Genomic DNA, 18,508 nt, shown 5'->3' with positions numbered 1-18,508 from the left:
CCGTAGCCTATGTTCTGCACTTTATACGCGGAATCCATCCAGCGAGAGTAGCAACTATCTTGAATTAAACTTCAAGACAGTTGCTACGCTTAAAAAGTGAAAATCGTTCAGGCATAAAGTGCGGCAGGTAGGGGTAAATAGATAACTGATCTGTCATTATAGTTTAAGTACACCACTCAGCTAATTAAGATTTGTCCAACAACCTCAGATTATTTGATATAAATAAATATGAGACAGGTAAACTGCCTCGAGAATAAAACAGGGTTCTCGCGGTAAAAGTCCGAATACACCGAACCGGTAGAGCGTTATTCTTGACCAGAGTATTTTGACGGCCATCACTAAAGAATTGAAACTAGACATTGTCTTTATCGCTGAGATACTCAAAAGAACTCCAATAGTATATTTGAGTAAAACCAGCTAAATTATTCAAATAGAGCGTTGAATAAATGAAAAAAACAGAATAAAACAGAATAAAACAATGCTAAAGGAAAATGAATAAGGGCTCAACCCTCAGTCATGCTCATCACAAATAGCAGCATGCTGAAGGCTGAGTGATTACCTCAACTTAAACGATTTCAGTTTCAACAGCGCCCTTTTCAATTTTCTTCTTGGCATTTTTAGATAGAGAAGAAGAGCGTCTTAATTCGTCATCGGCAAAATCATCTACTTTAATAACGTCCTGCCGAGCACGCTCAGCCTCTTCAAGCTCTTTGGACTCTTCAGAAGTAAGAATACCGCAGTTTAAAGCCTCTTCAATTTGCTCCTTGAAAGTAAGTGATTTCAACACATGATCCTTAGCGGCTTTCATCACTTTTCGCTCAAGCTCCTCTACCGCGCATATTTTATGAAACGCTTCTTCCATTCGACCTAATGGGCAATTAACACCTGGCTTGCTGTACACAAGACGTGTTAACCGTGATCTGGTTTCATTAGGTTCAATTAACATTCTGGCTAATTTATGCCCTAATCGATCATTAGGAATATGCCTTCTGTTACCGAATGGTTTTAAGATCAAAGGCAAGGCAATTCGTGCCCAACGAGCTGGAAAATTAATGATCACACCATGCATCGCATCTTCACACTCATGCAATAGTTGCTGACAACTCCATTCAACCAAGGGCAAATCAGCTGATGGTTCGCCATCTTCATAAAACCGTTTCAACACACTGGATGCCATATACAAGCAGCTTAACATATCACCCAGCCGAGCAGAGAGTTTCTCTCTTCGCTTTAATTCACCACCCATGACGCCCATGGAAAAATCTGCAAGAAAAGCAAGATTCGCACTGTACTTATTAATTAGTTGGTAATATCTCTTGACTGAACTGGCTGGTGCTTTCGACATATGAGCATCAGTCCAGGCAAACACGAGCGACTTGGTAAAGTTGGCAAGTATGAATCCTGCATGAGCAAAAAAGGTTTTATCAAATTGCGCCAAGTCATTATTGCGCACACTTTCCAGCTCTTTAAACACATAGGGATGACAACGAATAGCACCTTGGCCAAAAATAATCAGGCTTCGTGTTAAAATATTTGCACCCTCTACTGTAATTCCAATGGGTGAACCCTGGTAGCCCCTGCCTAAATAATTATTGGGTCCGAGACAAATACCCTTCCCACCATGAATATCCATAGCATCCAAAGCAAGGGCTCTGGCACGCTCTGTTGTATGATATTTTAATATTGCTCCAGCTACTGAAGGTTTGGCTCCATGATCAATAGCAGCTGCAGCCATGACCAAAGAGGCATCGATAATATAAGTATTTGCAGCAATTCGTGCCAAAGGCTCTTCTATCCCTTCAAATTTACCAATGGGCTGGTTAAACTGTTTGCGAATACGCGCATACGCTCCAGAAGCAAGAGCCACTGCCTGAGCACCGCCACAAGCACTTGATGGAAGAGAAATGGCGCGACCTGCACTGAGACACTCCATTAGCATACGCCAGCCTTGACCAGCCATTGCAGCGCCGCCAATCAAATAATCCAGAGGAATAAAAACGTTTTTACCCTGGGTAGGTCCGTTTAAAAATCCAGTATTTAAAGGGAAGTGTCGTCTTCCCTTAATGACACCGGGTGTAGTAGCAGGTATCAACGCACAGCTAATACCGATGTCTTCTCCTTTCCCGAGTATATTCTCCGGATCGAACATTCTAAATGCCAATCCAACAACAGTGGCCACTGGGCATAGAGTGATGTAGCGCTTATCCCAATTCAAGCGGACGCCAATGACTTCTTCACCATTAAATTCTTGACGACAAACGATACCTTGATCTGGAATGGACGCAGCATCTGATCCGGCATTTGGCCCAGTCAATGCAAAACAGGGAATTTCACGGCCATCAGCCAATCGTGGCAAATAATAATTTTTCTGTTCTTCTGTACCGTATTTCAGCAGTAATTCTCCCGGGCCCAGGGAATTGGGTACAGAAATCGTTGTTGCGGCAGTAATTGAACGACCGTTGATTTTAACCAATATGGACATCTGCGCCGTTGCAGAGAATTCCAACCCACCATATCGCTTGGGAATAATCATACCCAGGAAACGATTGTCTTTGATAAATTGCCAGACCTCTGGAGGTAAATCAGTGCGATTATGAGTTATATCCCAATCATCAAGCATGGAACATAAAACATCTACAGGTCCATCCAGAAACTCTTGTTCTTCTTGTGTTAAATGGACAACTGGAGCACTTCTTAACTTGGCAAAGTCAGGTGCACCGCTGAATATATCGCCTTCCCAACTCACTGTTCCTGCTTCCAATGCTTCTCGTTCCGTGCTGGACATTGCGGGCATTGCCTTGCTGATTATTTTAAACAGGTGTTTGGAGATTAACGCTCTTCGCAAAGGGGTTATCGTTCCTGCGATTAAAACAAGTTCTACAGCCCATAAGAGGGATTGTGCGAACCATCCTGGAGAACCAAAATGAAAGACCAAGCCCATGAATAGCGCAAAGCTGATAGCCCAAACCGATATTGACGCTTGGCGCGTTATCAATATCCCTGCTGCACCAATTGTCGCAAGTATTAATAGTACATGTAACACAGTGTTCTCCTTATTATCAGCCGATTAAAATAACTTAGGGTTATTCTTAAAGTATAGCATCTATGACTTCAATAACCTGTTTAGCAACAGACTTTGGGTGTTCCATTGGAAATAAATGTGTCCCCTTGGTTTTAAAACCTTTTATATGAAAATGCTTGCGCATATAACGTACATCCAAACGATCAATAACGGTACTTTTATCACCATAAACTAATGCAGATGGAACCTTTAACTTTCCTTCATAACTGGGTATGACATGAGGGATCGTTCTATAAATTTTATACTCGATATGTCGGTCAAATTTCAAATGGTACCCATCTTCTTTTAAATCCATACCGTAAGTGATGTAATCATTTAAACAGTCATCAGTGAATGTTTTAAATAAATCTCTGGTTTTCAAATATCGAAGCAATTGATCATGATCATGCCAATAAGCTCTTCTGCCTTTTGTTCTATAAGCAGGAGTCACTCTATCAATAACACCTAAAGCTTTAGCCAAACGCACCATGATCGATTTAAGTGGACCAATTAAAGGTGAATCAAGTAAAACTACAGCTCTAAATAAATCGGGACGTTCAATCGCTGCCAACAAACTTAAAACACCTCCTAATGAATGACCAACTGCAATCACCTTTTGGTTCGCCTGGTGTTCAATACTGGTAATCACTTCATCAACTAGATGATGCCAGTTTTCTGTCACTGGATAATCCGGATTATGCCCAACCTTGTCCACGAAACAGATATCAAACCGGACTGACAATTGATCTAAAAATTGTTTATAACATAATGATGGAAATCCATTGCCATGAGCAAAATGGATTAACTCCCTCATCATGACACCATTTTCTTACTGTCAGAGCGTAACGCACTGATTGCAAATCCAAAATAAATACCAATGCATATCAATAAAAGGAATCCAAATCCATAGAATATGGCATTTAATGTGATAAAGGTCATTAATACAAGCAGCATTGGAGTCGCTGCAACCATGAATAATCGACAGGACTGTTTAAAACCCAGTTTAAATGAAAAAAAGACTCTTGAAAAAACTTGTCCCAGAAATGCCAGTACAAGGAAAAAAACCGCCAGTAATGAGTAAAAAATAGCAACAACCACAGGATATATCATCAATTGTGCCGCATATTTTAAACTGTATACAGACGTGCTATTGATGATACTTTTACCATCAAACATCATATTCATGCCTTTATCAAAGGGCTGAACCACTACGGGGCCTCTAATTGTTTGGTCAGCTCCAACATTCATTATTGATGGCGAAGGAATTTTAATCGACATAGCTTCTTTGTTAACAAGCAAAGTTAGATAAGGATATTCCTTGGTAAACTCGGAAACCGTTCCAGTTGTGTCGATAATCACTGATACCTGTCCTTGATCATTTTTAATAAGATAAGGCATTGGTTTATCAAACTTGGTTTCTCCATTTTGAATATAAATAGTAGGTAAGGAAAGAATTGGCGCAATCAACTGATTATGGAATTCGGAATTAAAGTCAGCACTCATTTTCAAAGAGTACGGAATAGCACCAATCGCAATGGCTAATAAAAGATAAAGAAGCCCGATCCCTCGCCAACGCTTCCCCACATCAATGTATAATCTTCTTGAATAAAAAGACATGTACAGTGCTGACCAGTAACTGTAGACCGGAGCATCAAAAGGTTTTAAGTTATTTTTATTTTTCGCCACACCATTCTCCAATACGCTTGCCTGATTGTTGATGAAATACATGCATTTTCATTTTAGGTAACTCTACAAAGATTTGTCCATCTGGAAAGGAGTAATCTGCAGGCAATCGCAAATTAATACGCTCCCCATTGAGAATACTTTTTGCCTGAATCAACTTGTCTGCGCCCATGTCATCTATAAATTCAATTTTTAATTCTATGGAATTGGAATTTTTATTACTGGAATATTGAATGTGCTCTGGTCGGACTGCCAAAGTGAGCGCAGCATTGTCTTCAATCGTTTCTGTCCATTTTGGAGCTGGAAAGTCTACACCTAATCCAGTCTGTATAATCTCCGAATCTTTTTTAAAAACTCCTGTAAAGAAATTAATTGGGTAATGACCGGTAAATCCAGCAACAAACTCTGTTGCTGGATTTTGATACAATTCCTGTGGCGTTCCCAGTTGTTCCACAACTCCTTGATTTAATACTAATACTCGTTCGGCCATGGTCATTGCTTCAGTTTGATCGTGCGTAACATACAAGCTGGTGGTATTAAATTGTTGATGCAACTTCTTAATTTCGTGCCGCATTTCTGTACGTAATTTGGCATCAAGATTCGATAATGGTTCATCAAATAAATAAACTGCAGGTGATCTGACTATGGCTCTTCCCATAGCGACCCTTTGTTTTTGACCGCCGGAAAGTTCTTTGGGTTTTCGTTCAAGATACGGTGTCAGATGCAATAATTTTGCAACATCCCTTACTCGTTGATTAATATCAAAAGTGCTCATCCGTCGCATTTTTAATCCATAAGCCATGTTATCAAAAACGGACATATGCGGATAAAGAGCGTAGTTTTGAAATACCATCGCCATATCTCGTTTTGCAGCCGGTATGTCATTAACGCATTGATTATTGATCAGAATAGTTCCGGAGCTTAACTGGTCCAGTCCAGCAATAAGACGTAACAACGTCGATTTTCCACAACCCGATGGTCCAACAACAACCATAAACTCACCCTTTTTAATGCTGAGGGTCAATTGTTCCAAAATAGAGGTTGTTCCTACTTTTTTAGTAACATTAATTAAATCGACTGTAGCCATATTTATTTTAATCCTTTTTCAAACCAGCGTTGCATTAACATGACAACCATACATGGAGGAATTAAAGCAATCAGCGCAACGGTCATAATATAATGCCACTCCGGAACTTGATCCGCGACACCGGCAAGATAACGTATACCCATAACTATAGTAGCCATTTTAGTTTCTGTAGTAATGACTAATGGCCAGAGGTACTGATTCCATCCATAGACAAATAGTATGACAAATAACGCTGAAATTTGTACACGGGATAAAGGTAATACGATATCAAAGAAAAATCGCACTGGTCCTGCTCCATCAAGCTTGGCAGCATCAACCAGTTCCTTGGGAATGGTTTTAAAAAACTGACGAAATAAGAAAGTACCTGTTGCTGATGCGAGTAAAGGTAATGATAATCCAGTGAACGAGTTCAATAATCCAAACGATGCCACTACCTGAAAGGTAGGTACTATCCTTACTTCAACGGGTAACATCATTGTTGCAAAAATCAGCGCAAAACATGATTTTTTAAATGGAAAGTCAAAGTAAACCAGAGCAAATGCCGATCCTAAAGCCAATATTATTTTTCCAAAGGCGATACCAAACGCCATCACTAAACTATTAAACAGCATCACGGTAATAGGTTCACCTCCAGTAACTGCCATACCTTCAGTGAGCACCAGTTTCAGATTTTTAAAAAAGGAAGCACCTGGAAGTAAGGGAAGCTGGGACTGCATCATGGCAGACCCCTCATGACTGGCTGCAACAATTGCCAGATAGAGTGGTAACAACATAAAAAGAATAAAAATACTTAAAAGACCATGTGATAACAGGCGATTTAAATGATTCATTCGTAATGTACCTTTTTTTCAAGATATTTGAACTGAGCTAATGAAACAAGAATGACAATGATCATCAATAACACTGATTGAGCGGATGAACTCCCTAGATCCATTCCCTCAAAACCATCCTCATAAACTTTATAAATCAAATTGGTTGTACTGTTCCCAGGACCTCCATGCGTCATAACCTGAATAATTCCAAAAGTATCAAAAAAACCATAGATTAAATTCATAATTAAAAGAAAAAATGTAGTGGGCGATAAGAGAGGAACGATTATCTGCCAAAATCGTTGCCAGGAAGAAGCACCATCCATTGTCGCTGCGTCAATCAAGGTTGTTGGTATGGCTTTTAAAGCAGCAAAATAAAATAAAAAATTGTAGCTGAATTGTTGCCAGCTTGCCGTTAAAATGACAACCAGCAATGCTTGATTCGCATTATTTACATAATCAAAATGTATTCCGATAGAGTGCAGAAAATGCGTCAGCCAACCCAAAGTCGGGTGACAAAGAAAACGCCAGAGTATCGCAGCCACAGCAGGAGCAATCGCATAAGGCCAGATTAATAAAGATTTATACACGCCCTGGCTTCGAGTTCTGCTGTTTACTAAAGTAGCCATTAATAAGCCCAGGCTCATGGTAATCGCCGTAACACTGATAGCAATAATAAAAGTAACCCAGACAGCTTTAAGATAACTGGGATCTTCAAACAAATCTGAAAAATTACTTAAACCTGCAAAGTGCTGATGAAGACCAAAGGCATCGGTATAAAAAAATGATTGCACCAATGCACCACAAGCAGGCCAAATAAAAAACACTACAGTGATGAACAGTTGCGGTACTATAAATAGCCACGCATAGAAACTTTGGTGATTAAATTTAGCCATTAGCCAACCATGGAGCGGTAAATGATGTACTAACAGGGTCTGTTGACATTTCATCTTTTAACCCCCTGCTTCCCGAACTTTATGCGCGGTATCGATACTGTTCTCACTAAAATACACCTACTGTTAATGAGACCATTACCCGGTTCCGCGTATAGAGCGCGGAACCGGGGCTAAGGGAACAACGGTTAACAGACCCTGATTACATCGATCTAAATAAAGATTATATAGCTATTTTGAATCAATTTGCGAGCGCTAATAACGATTATGTAGTATAAATTATTAATATTAGTATCATTCACTTAAGACGTTCAAAAGGGAGACATCTTTGCGATACATCCACATAGAAAATCCAGGTCCACACAGCCAGCTAACTCTTAAAGTAGGCTCCCAACCTGGATACACTCCCAATCAAATACTCATTAAAATCCACGCAACGGCATTAAACAGAGCCGATTTAATGCAACGTTTGGGAAAATATCCCCCTCCTCCTGGCGAATCAGATATTCCGGGTCTTGAAGTTGCAGGAGAAGTGATTGCTATTGGAGCTAAGGTACAAAACTTTAAACCAGGGGATAAAGTTTATGGTTTGGTCGGTAGCGGAGGCTATGCCACGCATTGTGCCGTTGATTCGTCATTAGCTCATCGTATTCCCCTGCACTGGAGCTACTCTATGGCAGCGGCCCTTCCTGAAGCGTTAACCACTGTTTATGCCACTCTTTTTGATTTAGGCTCTTTAAAAAAAGGGCAAACATTATTGATTCATGGTGCAGGAAGCGGGATCGCTTCTTTAGCAATTCAAATGGCAAAATTAAGCCAAGCAAAAGTCATTACTACAGTGGGGCACGAAGGCAAACGGTTTAATGCACTTGAATTGGGTGCCGATCAGGTCATTAATTATAAAGACAATGATTTTGAAAATTTAATTGAAGATCACAGCATTGATTTAATTATCGATTTTATAGGTGGTGATTATTTTAACAAGCATCTTCACTTACTAAAACCCAAAGGAAAATTAGTTCAAATTGCTTGCCTTAAAGGAAGCAGCGTTGAATGCAACCTCGCTCTGATTATGCGCAAAAGATTGCAGATTATTGGATTTGTATTGAGATCACAGAGTGTAAAAGAAAAAGCCAGGCTATGGAAACTGGCACATAAAAATTGGTTTGAACCTCTGCAGGATCTTAAAGTCAAACCCATAATCGATTCGGAATTCCATCTTGATCAAATTGAACAAGCACATGCTCGCATGCAAGAAGGAAAGCACTTTGGCAAAATAGTGATTCGTACCGATTAAAGTAGAATTTATTCCGCTTTTGATGCATGCCTTAAAGTACGATCCAGCAATTGCGTATAAATAGGTTCATTCCCCACTAACTGCACTATCGTTGTGGAAGTGATGCAAGTAATCATCAATGGCAGTATTAATGAATAATTTTGAGTCATTTCCACAACCAGAACGACCCCTGTTATCGGAGATCGAACCGAGGCAGCAAATAAAGCACCCATCCCAGCCACGGCGAACATACCTGGATGAATTGTAGAGTCGATACTAAAATATCCAAATACATGATAAGCAGCCAGCCCCAGCAAAGTACCTAATGCAAGCATCGGGGCAAAAATGCCGCCAGGTATGCCCGTAGAATAGGACAGCATGGTTGTAAAAAATCGGATAACCACCAGCAAGCATAAAATTCCGAATGCAGGAGACATGGTCAACGCCTGATTAATGATGTCATAACCGCCACCTACCATTTGAGGATGGGTATAAGCGAGATACCCCACCAAAAACCCAACAAACGACACGTAGAACATTTTTTGCCTGGGGTTCAATTTATCCAGAAGGCGCAGTGTTCCCATTAAAACCACATTAAAAAATATCCCTACCACCCCCACGACAATACCAAACAAACAGAACCACCATAAAGCCTTCAAACTGGGTAATTCGAATAATTGCATTTTTATAGCAGGCTCAGGACCAATGATCAGATGCAAAGTTATTGTAGCCATAACACAGCAAATGATGACCATTTTGAAATTGGTGAATGAATAATTAAACTGATTACGCATTTCTTCCATGACAAACAACACCCCAGCAAGCGGCGCGTTAAAAGCTGCAGCAAGACCGGCAGCAGATCCAGCGGCGATTAAAGTATCCCTTTTATCACGCGGAAGTCGAAGCAAGTCTCCCAGCATATCGCCCAGATTCCCCCCCATCTGTATGGTTGGGCCTTCACGCCCCATAACCATATTCGCAGAAATGGATAATACTCCACCGATGAATTTTACAGGGATTAAACGCTTCCAAAATATAGGGCGTACATGCAGAAGTGTTCCTTCAATTTCAGGGACTCCGCTTCCCGATGCCTCGGGAGCAATATGTTTCACCATAAGAAAAGCCACCAAAACCATCACCATAGTCACTAGAGCGGAGATGATTCCTTGAGGCCAACCATGCGTACTGACCAAACTGTAAAACAAATTGATTAAAGCGACCAGACCGGCAATAGCCAACTGAAAAAATGATGCAAAAGCTCCAGTTATCACTCCTAACAAGATCGATACAGCATAAAGAATCAGTATTTTTTTACCCATTTCATTTCACCATATCCATTAAATTAGTAATAATCCTAAGACCTGCCTGATGGGTTAATGACAAAATAGTTTCTGGATGAAACTGGACTGCGTGTACAGGCAACTGTCGATGAGAAACAGCCATAATGATCCCGTCATCACTCATTGCAGTAACTAATAATTCCTTTGGCATGGCTGCTAGACGTGCATAAAGAGAATGATATCTTCCCGCCTTAAACGAATTTCCCAAGCCGTGAAATAAACCATCAGATTTTAGAACCGAAATCTGGGAAGGCTTCCCATGCATGGGGTACTCGAGCACATCAAGAGTTCCGCCAAAGTGCTCCACAATTCCCTGCAGTCCCAGACACACGCCAAATAATGGGATGCCAAGACTGATTATTTCCTGAATGTTTGCAGATAAATTAAAATCAGCGGGTTTTCCTGGACCAGGAGATAAGACCACCAAATCGTAGCGGTTATTCTTTAAATAGCTCAGAGCGTTATCATATCGAATGGTGCTTACTGAAGCCCCGGTCTGCCGGATGTAATTTGCCAAGGTATGCACAAACGAATCCTGATGATCAATAAGCAATACGTTCTTATTCTTGCCTGTCTGAGGCAAAGTAACGGGATTTTTATAATGCTGAGGTTCGGCATTTCTAAGCAGATCCAGAAAAGCAGAAGCTTTTAAACGAGTTTCCTGTTCTTCTAGTTCCGGGACAGAATCATAGAGTAAAGTAGCGCCTACCCTGACCTCGGCTATGCCTTTTTCAATTCGCACAGTACGCAAAACAAGCCCGGTATTCAAGTTGCCATCAAAACCAAACCATCCTACAGCACCTGCATACCATTTTCGTGGGGATTGTTCATGCTCTTCTATAAAATTCATTGCCCAAATTTTAGGAGCGCCTGTTACGGTAACTACCCACATATGGGTTAAAAAAGCATCTACGGAATCAAATTCTTCCCTTAAAATGCCTTCAACATGGTCTACTGTGTGAATAAGGCGAGAATACATTTCAATTTGACGTCGGCCAATGACCCTGACACTTCCAGCTTCACAAATCCGTGATTTGTCATTGCGATCCACATCAGTACACATGGTTAATTCAGACTCTTCCTTTTCAGAATCCAATAAATACTGAATGTTCTGTGCGTCTTCAATGGCATCAGCTCCTCGTTTAATCGTCCCTGAGATAGGACACGTTTCAACTCGCCTTCCTTGCACCCGAACATACATTTCAGGAGACGCTCCAACCAAATACTCTCCTTCCCCCAAATTAATGAAAAAGCCATAGGGAGATGGATTGGTGCGCCGCATTTTGGTAAATAATGAAGAAGGCTGATCCGCAAAATGCGTGTAAAAGGTTTGGCTGGGAACCACCTCAAATAAATCACCGCAAGCAAAACGTTTTTTCGCTTTCTCTACAACCTGAGCATATTCTCCGGGAGCATGATCACAATCCTTTTGCGGTTTATCGGTTGGTGTATAGGGTGAGTAAATTCCATCACGAGCCAGAGATTCTGTTGATTTACCTTGATATTGAAAATCATAGCGCCTTAAAAACGCCTCTTCTTTGCGGTGATTTACAATATAAATTTCATCAGGTAAGTAGAGCACCATTTCTCTTTGAGCATCATCCCTTATTTTATGTTTCGTCAGTTGTTCAAATTGATGGATTAAATCAAAACCAAAGGCACCGTATAATCCCAAATAGTGTTCCTCGTCTGATTTAAAAAATGCAAGCAGTAATCGTATCACACTAAATACTGAAGGCTGGTGGCTTCGCTCCTCTTCGCTAAAGACCCTTTGTGAAGGTTTAATTTTTAGTTGGCATAATACTGTCGTGTTCTCGATAATTTCCAGATCATCCTGATCTGACAATAATGGGTAAAGAAAAGTTAATAAAACTTCCCCCCGCTGATTTAATGCTTCCAATCTGATTAAATTGTGTTTGCACACTATTGCTAAAGGGGGATTATAAAATCCAATATCCCAGCAGGTATAACGCCCAGGGAACTCAAAACTGGAGGCAAACAATGCGCCTCGGTGAGAATCAATGCGCTCAAGCAAGGACTCAATTCCCTGACGATAATCCAGAGAATGTTGAGAAAACTCGACATGAACGCCCCCTAGGGTTTTGTAATGCTGTAACATGGTTGTAACACTCTATAGTAATTAACTGCTACTCATTCTACTGTAATTAAATCCTTCTGCAATAAAGTGCTCTCTACATGCCAAAAAAAACTGTCTTGTCCGGAAGGCGGGCAACTATTTAGCATTTGGTACTGCAGTACGTTGAAACAACTCGTTGACATACACTAAAAATCACATCATCTCGAACGCCAAAAAGAGATGATATGGAGTGTTTCAGCGAGTTGAAAGAGAATTTAAATCTAGAAAACAATAATACCCACTGGCTCGTTGGCATCGGTTTATTTTGATGAATGGTTGCCCGCATGCGCGGGCAAGACATTTTTTTGTCATGTACATAGAGTAAAGCACACCCCATTTGATACGCAAAGACAAACAGGACTTCATTTTCATGACAATCTCGCTATAATGAGGAACTTTCGATTTGGATGCCATTATGACTCTCTCGACCAAAGAATTGGAACACATTGCGCGTTTGGCTTATTTGGAAATTGATGCGGATCATTCAGCTCAATTAACTCAGGAAATCAGTTCAATAATGGATTTTGTTGATCAATTACGTGCGATTAATACCACAGATGTAGCCCCACTTTTTCATCCTTTTGCACTGCATCAACGTTTAAGAACCGATGAAATTACAGAAGCGGATTGTATCGCTGAATTGGAAGCAATTGCTCCCATGTTTGAAGACAATCTTTATTTAGTCCCTAAAGTTATAGAATCCGGTAAATAATCATGGAACAATTTTCTCTTACCCAGCTTTCCCAAGCACTCCGCAATGGTGAATTAAGCAGCGTGGAATTGACGCAAGACAGCATTAATAAAATCCAGAGTAATAAGCATCTTAATGCATTCATCAGTGTTGATGCCGAGCAGGCGCTTATTGAAGCACAAAAAGCAGATCAATTAATAAAAAATGGGCAAGGTACCACACTGACTGGTATTCCCATGGCACTTAAAGATCTCTTTTGCACTAAAACGATGAAGACAACCTGTGGTTCAAGAATGTTAGCCAATTTTCAGGCGCCTTATGAAGCAACGATAGCAACAAAATTACACGAACATGGAGCAATACTGACAGGTAAAACCAACATGGATGAATTTGCCATGGGTTCTGCCAATGAAAACAGTTATTTTGGCTCCGTAAAAAACCCCTGGGATAATGAACGTGTACCCGGTGGTTCCTCAGGTGGCTCTGCTGCGGCTGTAGCAGCCGGTCTTGTTCCCTACGCCATTGGCTCTGATACAGGCGGCTCAATAAGACAGCCCGCTGCTTTTTGCGGCATAAGCGGGATTAAACCAACGTACGGATTAGTCTCACGATACGGTATGGTTGCCTATGCATCAAGCCTTGATCAAGCAGGGCCTTTAGCTAAAAGCGTGGAAGATCTCGCATTGATTTTACAAGCAATAGCTGGTTATGATCCCCGAGACTCTACTTCTGTTGATCAAGCGATTCCTGATTATAGTACCGAAATTAATAAGCCATTGGATACGATGCGTATTGGTCTACCATCCTGCTTTTTTCAGCCTGAAGTTGATTCCAACATCCAAAAAGCGATATTGGAAGCAGTACAGGTATTTAAAGATCTTGGCGCGCAAATTGTTGAAATGGAACTGAATCTGCAACCATTATGGGTGCCCTGTTATTATGTCATCGCCTGCGCCGAAGCATCTTCGAATCTGTCACGCTATGACGGGATCCGATTTGGCCATCGCAGTAAACAATCAGACAATCTGATGGAGCTCATCACTCATTCACGCAGTGAAGGTTTTGGAGCAGAAGTTCAACGTAGAATCCTCACTGGAACTCATGTACTTTCGGCTGGATATTTTGATGCTTATTATCTTCAAGCGCAAAAAATCAGACGTTTAATTCAGGAAGAATTAACAACCAATCTGAATACAGTAGATGTGATTCTTGGTCCTACCACACCAACCTGTGCGTTTAAACTGGGAGAAAAAATTGCTGACCCAATTCAAAATTATCTTGCAGATGTATTTACTGTAGCAGCGAACCTTGCTGGTTTGCCTGCTCTTTCAATACCTACAGGTTTTGCTCATGGATTACCCATAGGATTGCAATTAATGGGAAAACACTTTAGCGAAGCGCGTCTGCTTCACATAGCCCATCAGTACCAACAACATACCAGCTGGCATATGACCAGCCCAAACAACATAGGGTGATTTATGGAATGGGATACCGTAATTGGGCTTGAAGTACATGCTCAATTAAAAACAAAATCCAAATTATTTTCAGGTGCTTCGACCACCTTTGGTGCCGAACCAAACTCACAAACCTGTTTTATTGACGCTGGGTTGCCTGGAGTTCTGCCTGTTTTAAACCAAAAAGCAATAGTCATGGCAATTCAATTCGGTTTGGCAATTAATGCGGATATTAATGATTTATCTGTTTTTGAGAGAAAGAATTATTTTTACCCTGATTTACCTAAAGGCTATCAAATTAGCCAATTCCAAAAACCAATAGTCAGCAATGGACAACTCAAGATCCAACGTGAGGATGGCAGTTATAAGACGGTAGACATTGTTCGAGCTCACCTGGAAGAAGACGCGGGTAAATCATTGCATGACGCACAAAGTGACTGTACAGGAATCGATTTAAACCGCGCAGGTACTCCACTTCTTGAAATCGTAACTGCTCCCTGTCTGCATACAGCAGAAGAAGCAATCAAATATTTAAAAACGCTGCATCAGCTCGTAAGATTTTTAGGGATTTGCGATGGCAATATGCAGGAAGGCTCCTTCAGATGCGACGTCAATTTATCCATTAAACCCCAAGGTTCAACAGTTCTGGGCACCAGAACGGAACTCAAAAACCTGAACTCATTTCGATTTATTGAAAAAGCAATAGCCTTTGAACGCGCCCGACATCAGGACGTACTTGAAAGCGGTCAGAAAATTATTCAGGAAACACGCCTGTATAATCCAGATACCAATTCAACTCATGCGATGAGAGATAAAGAAAATGAAAACGATTATCGATATTTTCCTGATCCTGATTTGCTGCCCATACAAGTAACGCGCTTTCAAATTGCTGAAATAAAAAACAGCCTCCCTGATTTACCCGAGCAGATTTCTCGAGAGTTACAAGCCGTTCCCTCCTTAAATGATGAAGACATGAATTTTCTTTTATCATCGCCGGAAGCCTATCAATTTTATAAAGCCGTAAAATCGTACACTAAAAGTACGGATAAATTGATTATCAACTGGCTCAAGGGACAATACGCTGCCTCGTTAAATGAACATAACTTGACCTTTGATACTCAGCCAGTCTCTGCGCAAACGCTGGCCAAATTATTGGATAAACTTCACGACAATACCCTTTCGTCGATCAATGCAAAAATCATTTTCACTAAACTTTGGGCAGGTGAGGATGATGTAGAAGCTATAATTCAACGTGAAGGCTTTCAACAAATGAATAACAGTGCCGCTCTGGAAGAACTGATCATTAAAATCATTCACCAATATCCTGATCAAGCCTCGGAATATAAAGCGGGTAAAGAAAAACTCTTGGGATTTTTTGTCGGTCAAATAATGAAGCAGACTAAAGGACAAGCAAATCCGGAACACATCAATACCTTAGTTAAAAAACATCTTGCCACCAACTAACAACACTTCATTAAAGTATCAAAGCCTGACATGAAATCAGTGCAGGCTTTGCTCTAGCTGTCTCATCAGAAGTTCACAGAAATATGATTTTAAACCGGCTCGAGACACTCTTAATATTGAGTTAATGTGAGTTCGTTATAATCGCATCTAAAAAAAGCGCCAGGGGAGTACAAATGATGAGCCGCCGATCTTTAGGATATGGGTTCTATACCCCAACTACAGGCAACTTGATAGATTATGAAATGGAGTCGGTCGATAAGCCGGGTTCTGTCGCGGACAATCATTCATCTGGGACACACGTCACCGTATGCCTCAAGCAACCTACCCGAATCCCGTGCGGGCCGCACGACATGACTTTGCAGTCACATGGATTCCTATTTGGTCTTGCTCCGGGTGGGGTTTTCCCTGCCACGACTGTTGCCAATCGCGCGGTGCGCTCTTACCGCACCATTTCACCCTTACCCGCTTGTTGCCAACTCTTGAAGGACAAGCCTAAAAAAGAAGAACAAGCGGGCGGTATATTTTCTGTGGCACTTTCCGTAGGTTCACACCTCCCAGGAGTTACCTGGCACCCTGCCCTATGGAGCCCGGACTTTCCTCCCTTTGTCGAAACAAAGAGCGATTGCCTGACCGACTCTGTTATCTATAGTAGCAGAGTGCCTAGCTAAAGACCACATATACCGATGAATAAATATTGAAAACTACTGAAGAAGTGCTGTATCCAGATAATAACTATCCAAATTAGAAATCACGAGTTCCAATAAATTCATCATCAAAATAACGCTTCAGTTTAGTACGTAAAGTACCACGGCTTACACCAAGAACTCGAGCAGCTTTTGACTGGTTGTAACGAGTCAGTTCCATAACAGTGCGAAATAATGGAGCTTCTACTTCTTCAACAATCAATTGATATAGATTTAAATTAGAATCTTTGTTACCAACACTGGTTAAATATCCTTTTACTGCACTAATAACTTGATGCGACAGTGCTTCGTTACCTTGAACCACTTCTTGCATAACTGCATTCATTTTAATCTCCTAGTACAAAATAATGAATAATATATTATGTTCGGCAGATCCACGCACCAAACACCATGACCGATATAATATCAAATATCTCAAAGAGTGTAAACATTGTTTCAATGATATTCATTTATTAAGGAAATATTAAGAAAAATTATTGTATCATTTTCGAAAGAGTTGTAAAAATAATTATATGATTTATTTCATAAAATAGTCATTTAATAAGTGTTTTAAAAATGTTCAATTATTTTTAGGCTGATTATTCACCAAATCAATAATAAAGCCCGATGAGGTGTTCCTTCTCCTTCCTCACTCAATGGGAACTATGAACTATATGTTGAGACACCTTCCCTGAAAATCAAGGGGCAGTGCCTGGATAAATGAAGCTAAATCAATATCTTGTTGTAGGTAATTGATATTATTCTAAAATGCAGGGCAAGGTGCTCGATAAGGTCAAGAGATGGTTTTGCCAAAGATTTAGATTTATATAATTCTGATCCATAGAAGGTATACACAATAGCTTTTCTCTCTTTATAAGCGTAACGATTTAAATGGTTTATTCATAGAAGAAAACAGGTACATTCTTTTTCGTCCAGACTTTGTTCCTCCTTTTCAAAAATCGAATAGACTTGAAGGCGTTCTGGACTGTTAAAAACCAAATCGTGGATGCATTTCTCATCTCCGTGCTTACCTTTGCTGTTAATTTTGTAATTAGTACAACCAAACAAAATCTGAGGCGCACTCGTGAATCCAATGCTGGATAAGTACTCTAAATAAGTTTCTTTAATGTCGATATAATCTGGATTACTGGCCAGATTGATCACCCCATCTCCGGGAGTTGCGATAATAATTGATACCGTTGACAAATCAGTTTCAGAGGCAATTTGTGATGCTATCCATTGAGCAAACCTCGGGCCGCAACTGGTCGCATGATAAATAATTGCTTTTTCAACACCATCATAATTCGTAAATGAAAAAATGTATGCACTACATGATATAAGAGGTTCTGCTATCAAGGTAACAGTGTGTTCAGTCTGCTGATTAATAATTACCCCTCTAATGCAACACGATGGGCGTTCTGAAATGATGAGCGTTTTATTCTCCAAAGGATACTCGAAAATAAGCTCTAAAGAAGGTTTTACCAGAGGTTCACTTTTATAAAATCCTAATTCATACACGTTAACTACTCTCCATTTTGAACCAGGCACATCATTCGGCAAAAGAATTTTTTTACAAAAAAGATGAGCATAGAACGAATAATCCATTATTTACCCAATTATCCTAACATGGACTCATAAAGCAGACAATCTCCAATAACAGAAGATACCAGATAACTCTTATAGCCCCCAGCTATCCATCTTAATCTTCTACATATCTTCGAAAAACAAGTTCAGTTCTACTCTCTGGTTCAACTCTGTCTCTGCATCAGGTAGCTGCCGTTAGATAAATCGAAGCTGAAATCCCGCCACGAAGACCGCGAGATCTGATACTTGAATGCCACCATCATGGATCCCGCGGTCATAGCCGCGGGAATTCGGTTAAGATGGGGACTAATATTGCACTTCGTATTTCTATGGCTTTGATCCCATG

The 18,508-nt window shown here is 40.5% G+C and carries 14 protein-coding genes and 1 other RNA gene; 4 read left to right on the top strand and 11 right to left on the bottom strand.

Translation table 11 applies throughout. From position 1 onward, the window contains the following. Positions 1 to 565 precede the first annotated feature (565 nt). From ELY21_RS14240 to ELY21_RS14215, 6 genes are read right to left on the bottom strand one after another with little or no spacing between them, the layout of a single operon-like run. Positions 566 to 3,043 (bottom strand): acyl-CoA dehydrogenase, encoded by a 2,478-nt coding sequence (locus tag ELY21_RS14240; protein ID WP_127110543.1) that lies wholly within the window; start codon positions 3,041 to 3,043, stop codon positions 566 to 568. Positions 3,044 to 3,089: 46 nt separating this feature from the next. Then, positions 3,090 to 3,875: an alpha/beta fold hydrolase gene (locus ELY21_RS14235; protein WP_127110568.1), complete on the bottom strand. Its 786-nt coding sequence runs from the start codon at positions 3,873 to 3,875 to the stop codon at positions 3,090 to 3,092. Then, complete coding sequence (locus tag ELY21_RS14230) at positions 3,875 to 4,747, bottom strand: DUF1189 family protein (RefSeq protein ID WP_233588725.1); 873 nt, start codon at positions 4,745 to 4,747, stop codon at positions 3,875 to 3,877. Before ELY21_RS14230 ends, ELY21_RS14235 begins: the two co-directional genes overlap by 1 nt. Next, positions 4,734 to 5,831, bottom strand: a complete 1,098-nt coding sequence (locus ELY21_RS14225) for an ABC transporter ATP-binding protein (protein ID WP_127110539.1) — start codon at positions 5,829 to 5,831, stop codon at positions 4,734 to 4,736. Before ELY21_RS14225 ends, ELY21_RS14230 begins: the two co-directional genes overlap by 14 nt. A gap of 2 nt (positions 5,832 to 5,833) precedes the next feature. Beyond that, complete coding sequence (ugpE, locus tag ELY21_RS14220) at positions 5,834 to 6,661, bottom strand: sn-glycerol-3-phosphate ABC transporter permease UgpE (RefSeq protein WP_127110537.1); 828 nt, start codon at positions 6,659 to 6,661, stop codon at positions 5,834 to 5,836. Continuing rightward, complete coding sequence (locus ELY21_RS14215) at positions 6,658 to 7,536, bottom strand: ABC transporter permease subunit (RefSeq protein ID WP_127110566.1); 879 nt, start codon at positions 7,534 to 7,536, stop codon at positions 6,658 to 6,660. The genes ugpE and ELY21_RS14215 overlap by 4 nt, the downstream gene beginning before the upstream one ends. Before the next feature lie 325 nt (positions 7,537 to 7,861). Here ELY21_RS14215 and ELY21_RS14210 point away from each other — a divergent pair, with 325 nt between their 5' ends. Continuing rightward, the gene (locus ELY21_RS14210) at positions 7,862 to 8,830 is read left to right on the top strand and encodes an NAD(P)H-quinone oxidoreductase (protein ID WP_127110535.1); all 969 of its coding nucleotides are present in this window, start codon (positions 7,862 to 7,864) and stop codon (positions 8,828 to 8,830) included. 8 nt (positions 8,831 to 8,838) lie between these two features. Here the strand turns inward: ELY21_RS14210 and clcA are convergent, their stop codons facing one another. Both clcA and ELY21_RS14200 read right to left on the bottom strand, forming a co-directional pair. Then, complete coding sequence (gene clcA, locus ELY21_RS14205; protein WP_127110533.1) at positions 8,839 to 10,128, bottom strand: H(+)/Cl(-) exchange transporter ClcA; 1,290 nt, start codon at positions 10,126 to 10,128, stop codon at positions 8,839 to 8,841. Between the two features lies 1 nt (position 10,129). Next, positions 10,130 to 12,268, bottom strand: a complete 2,139-nt coding sequence (locus ELY21_RS14200) for an anthranilate synthase component I (RefSeq protein WP_127110531.1) — start codon at positions 12,266 to 12,268, stop codon at positions 10,130 to 10,132. Between the two features lie 433 nt (positions 12,269 to 12,701). Between ELY21_RS14200 and gatC the strand changes: the two genes are divergently transcribed. Genes gatC through gatB form a run of 3 tightly spaced genes read left to right on the top strand, consistent with a single transcriptional unit; the run spans position 12,702 to position 15,895 of the window. Continuing rightward, positions 12,702 to 12,998 carry an Asp-tRNA(Asn)/Glu-tRNA(Gln) amidotransferase subunit GatC gene (gene gatC / locus ELY21_RS14195; protein WP_028384381.1) on the top strand — a complete coding sequence of 99 codons (297 nt, stop codon included), beginning with the start codon at positions 12,702 to 12,704 and terminating at the stop codon, positions 12,996 to 12,998. A 2-nt stretch (positions 12,999 to 13,000) separates the two neighbouring features. Further along, the gene (gene gatA, locus ELY21_RS14190; RefSeq protein ID WP_127110529.1) at positions 13,001 to 14,452 is read left to right on the top strand and encodes an Asp-tRNA(Asn)/Glu-tRNA(Gln) amidotransferase subunit GatA; all 1,452 of its coding nucleotides are present in this window, start codon (positions 13,001 to 13,003) and stop codon (positions 14,450 to 14,452) included. Positions 14,453 to 14,455: 3 nt separating this feature from the next. Continuing rightward, complete coding sequence (gene gatB / locus ELY21_RS14185) at positions 14,456 to 15,895, top strand: Asp-tRNA(Asn)/Glu-tRNA(Gln) amidotransferase subunit GatB (protein ID WP_127110527.1); 1,440 nt, start codon at positions 14,456 to 14,458, stop codon at positions 15,893 to 15,895. A 240-nt stretch (positions 15,896 to 16,135) separates the two neighbouring features. On the opposite strand, the gene rnpB is transcribed toward gatB, so the two are convergent. From rnpB to ELY21_RS14170, 3 genes are all read right to left on the bottom strand, one after another. Then, an RNA gene (gene rnpB / locus ELY21_RS14180) (RNase P RNA component class A) lies at positions 16,136 to 16,533 on the bottom strand. Positions 16,534 to 16,636: 103 nt separating this feature from the next. Then, positions 16,637 to 16,924 (bottom strand): helix-turn-helix domain-containing protein, encoded by a 288-nt coding sequence (locus tag ELY21_RS14175; RefSeq protein WP_028384384.1) that lies wholly within the window; start codon positions 16,922 to 16,924, stop codon positions 16,637 to 16,639. Positions 16,925 to 17,478: 554 nt separating this feature from the next. After that, positions 17,479 to 18,183, bottom strand: coding sequence for a hypothetical protein (locus ELY21_RS14170; RefSeq protein ID WP_127110525.1), 705 nt, complete (start codon positions 18,181 to 18,183; stop codon positions 17,479 to 17,481). Between the last annotated feature and the right edge of the window lie 325 nt (positions 18,184 to 18,508).

This window comes from Legionella sp. km535, from assembly GCF_003990085.1.
GTDB classification, from domain to species: domain Bacteria; phylum Pseudomonadota; class Gammaproteobacteria; order Legionellales; family Legionellaceae; genus Legionella; species Legionella moravica.
Note: the sequence above shows the minus strand (reverse complement) of the source record. Positions and strands in the feature narration are given on the sequence as shown.

Coding starts and splice junctions, on each gene's coding strand:
- ELY21_RS14235 (WP_127110568.1), bottom strand. CDS start 3,875: ATGAGGGAGTTAATCCATTTTGCTCATGGCAATGGATTTCCATCATTA.
- ELY21_RS14225 (WP_127110539.1), bottom strand. CDS start 5,831: ATGGCTACAGTCGATTTAATTAATGTTACTAAAAAAGTAGGAACAACC.
- ugpE (WP_127110537.1), bottom strand. CDS start 6,661: ATGAATCATTTAAATCGCCTGTTATCACATGGTCTTTTAAGTATTTTT.
- ELY21_RS14215 (WP_127110566.1), bottom strand. CDS start 7,536: ATGGCTAAATTTAATCACCAAAGTTTCTATGCGTGGCTATTTATAGTA.
- clcA (WP_127110533.1), bottom strand. CDS start 10,128: ATGGGTAAAAAAATACTGATTCTTTATGCTGTATCGATCTTGTTAGGA.
- ELY21_RS14200 (WP_127110531.1), bottom strand. CDS start 12,268: ATGTTACAGCATTACAAAACCCTAGGGGGCGTTCATGTCGAGTTTTCT.
- gatC (WP_028384381.1), top strand. CDS start 12,702: ATGACTCTCTCGACCAAAGAATTGGAACACATTGCGCGTTTGGCTTAT.
- gatA (WP_127110529.1), top strand. CDS start 13,001: ATGGAACAATTTTCTCTTACCCAGCTTTCCCAAGCACTCCGCAATGGT.
- gatB (WP_127110527.1), top strand. CDS start 14,456: ATGGAATGGGATACCGTAATTGGGCTTGAAGTACATGCTCAATTAAAA.
- ELY21_RS14175 (WP_028384384.1), bottom strand. CDS start 16,924: ATGAATGCAGTTATGCAAGAAGTGGTTCAAGGTAACGAAGCACTGTCG.
- ELY21_RS14170 (WP_127110525.1), bottom strand. CDS start 18,183: ATGGATTATTCGTTCTATGCTCATCTTTTTTGTAAAAAAATTCTTTTG.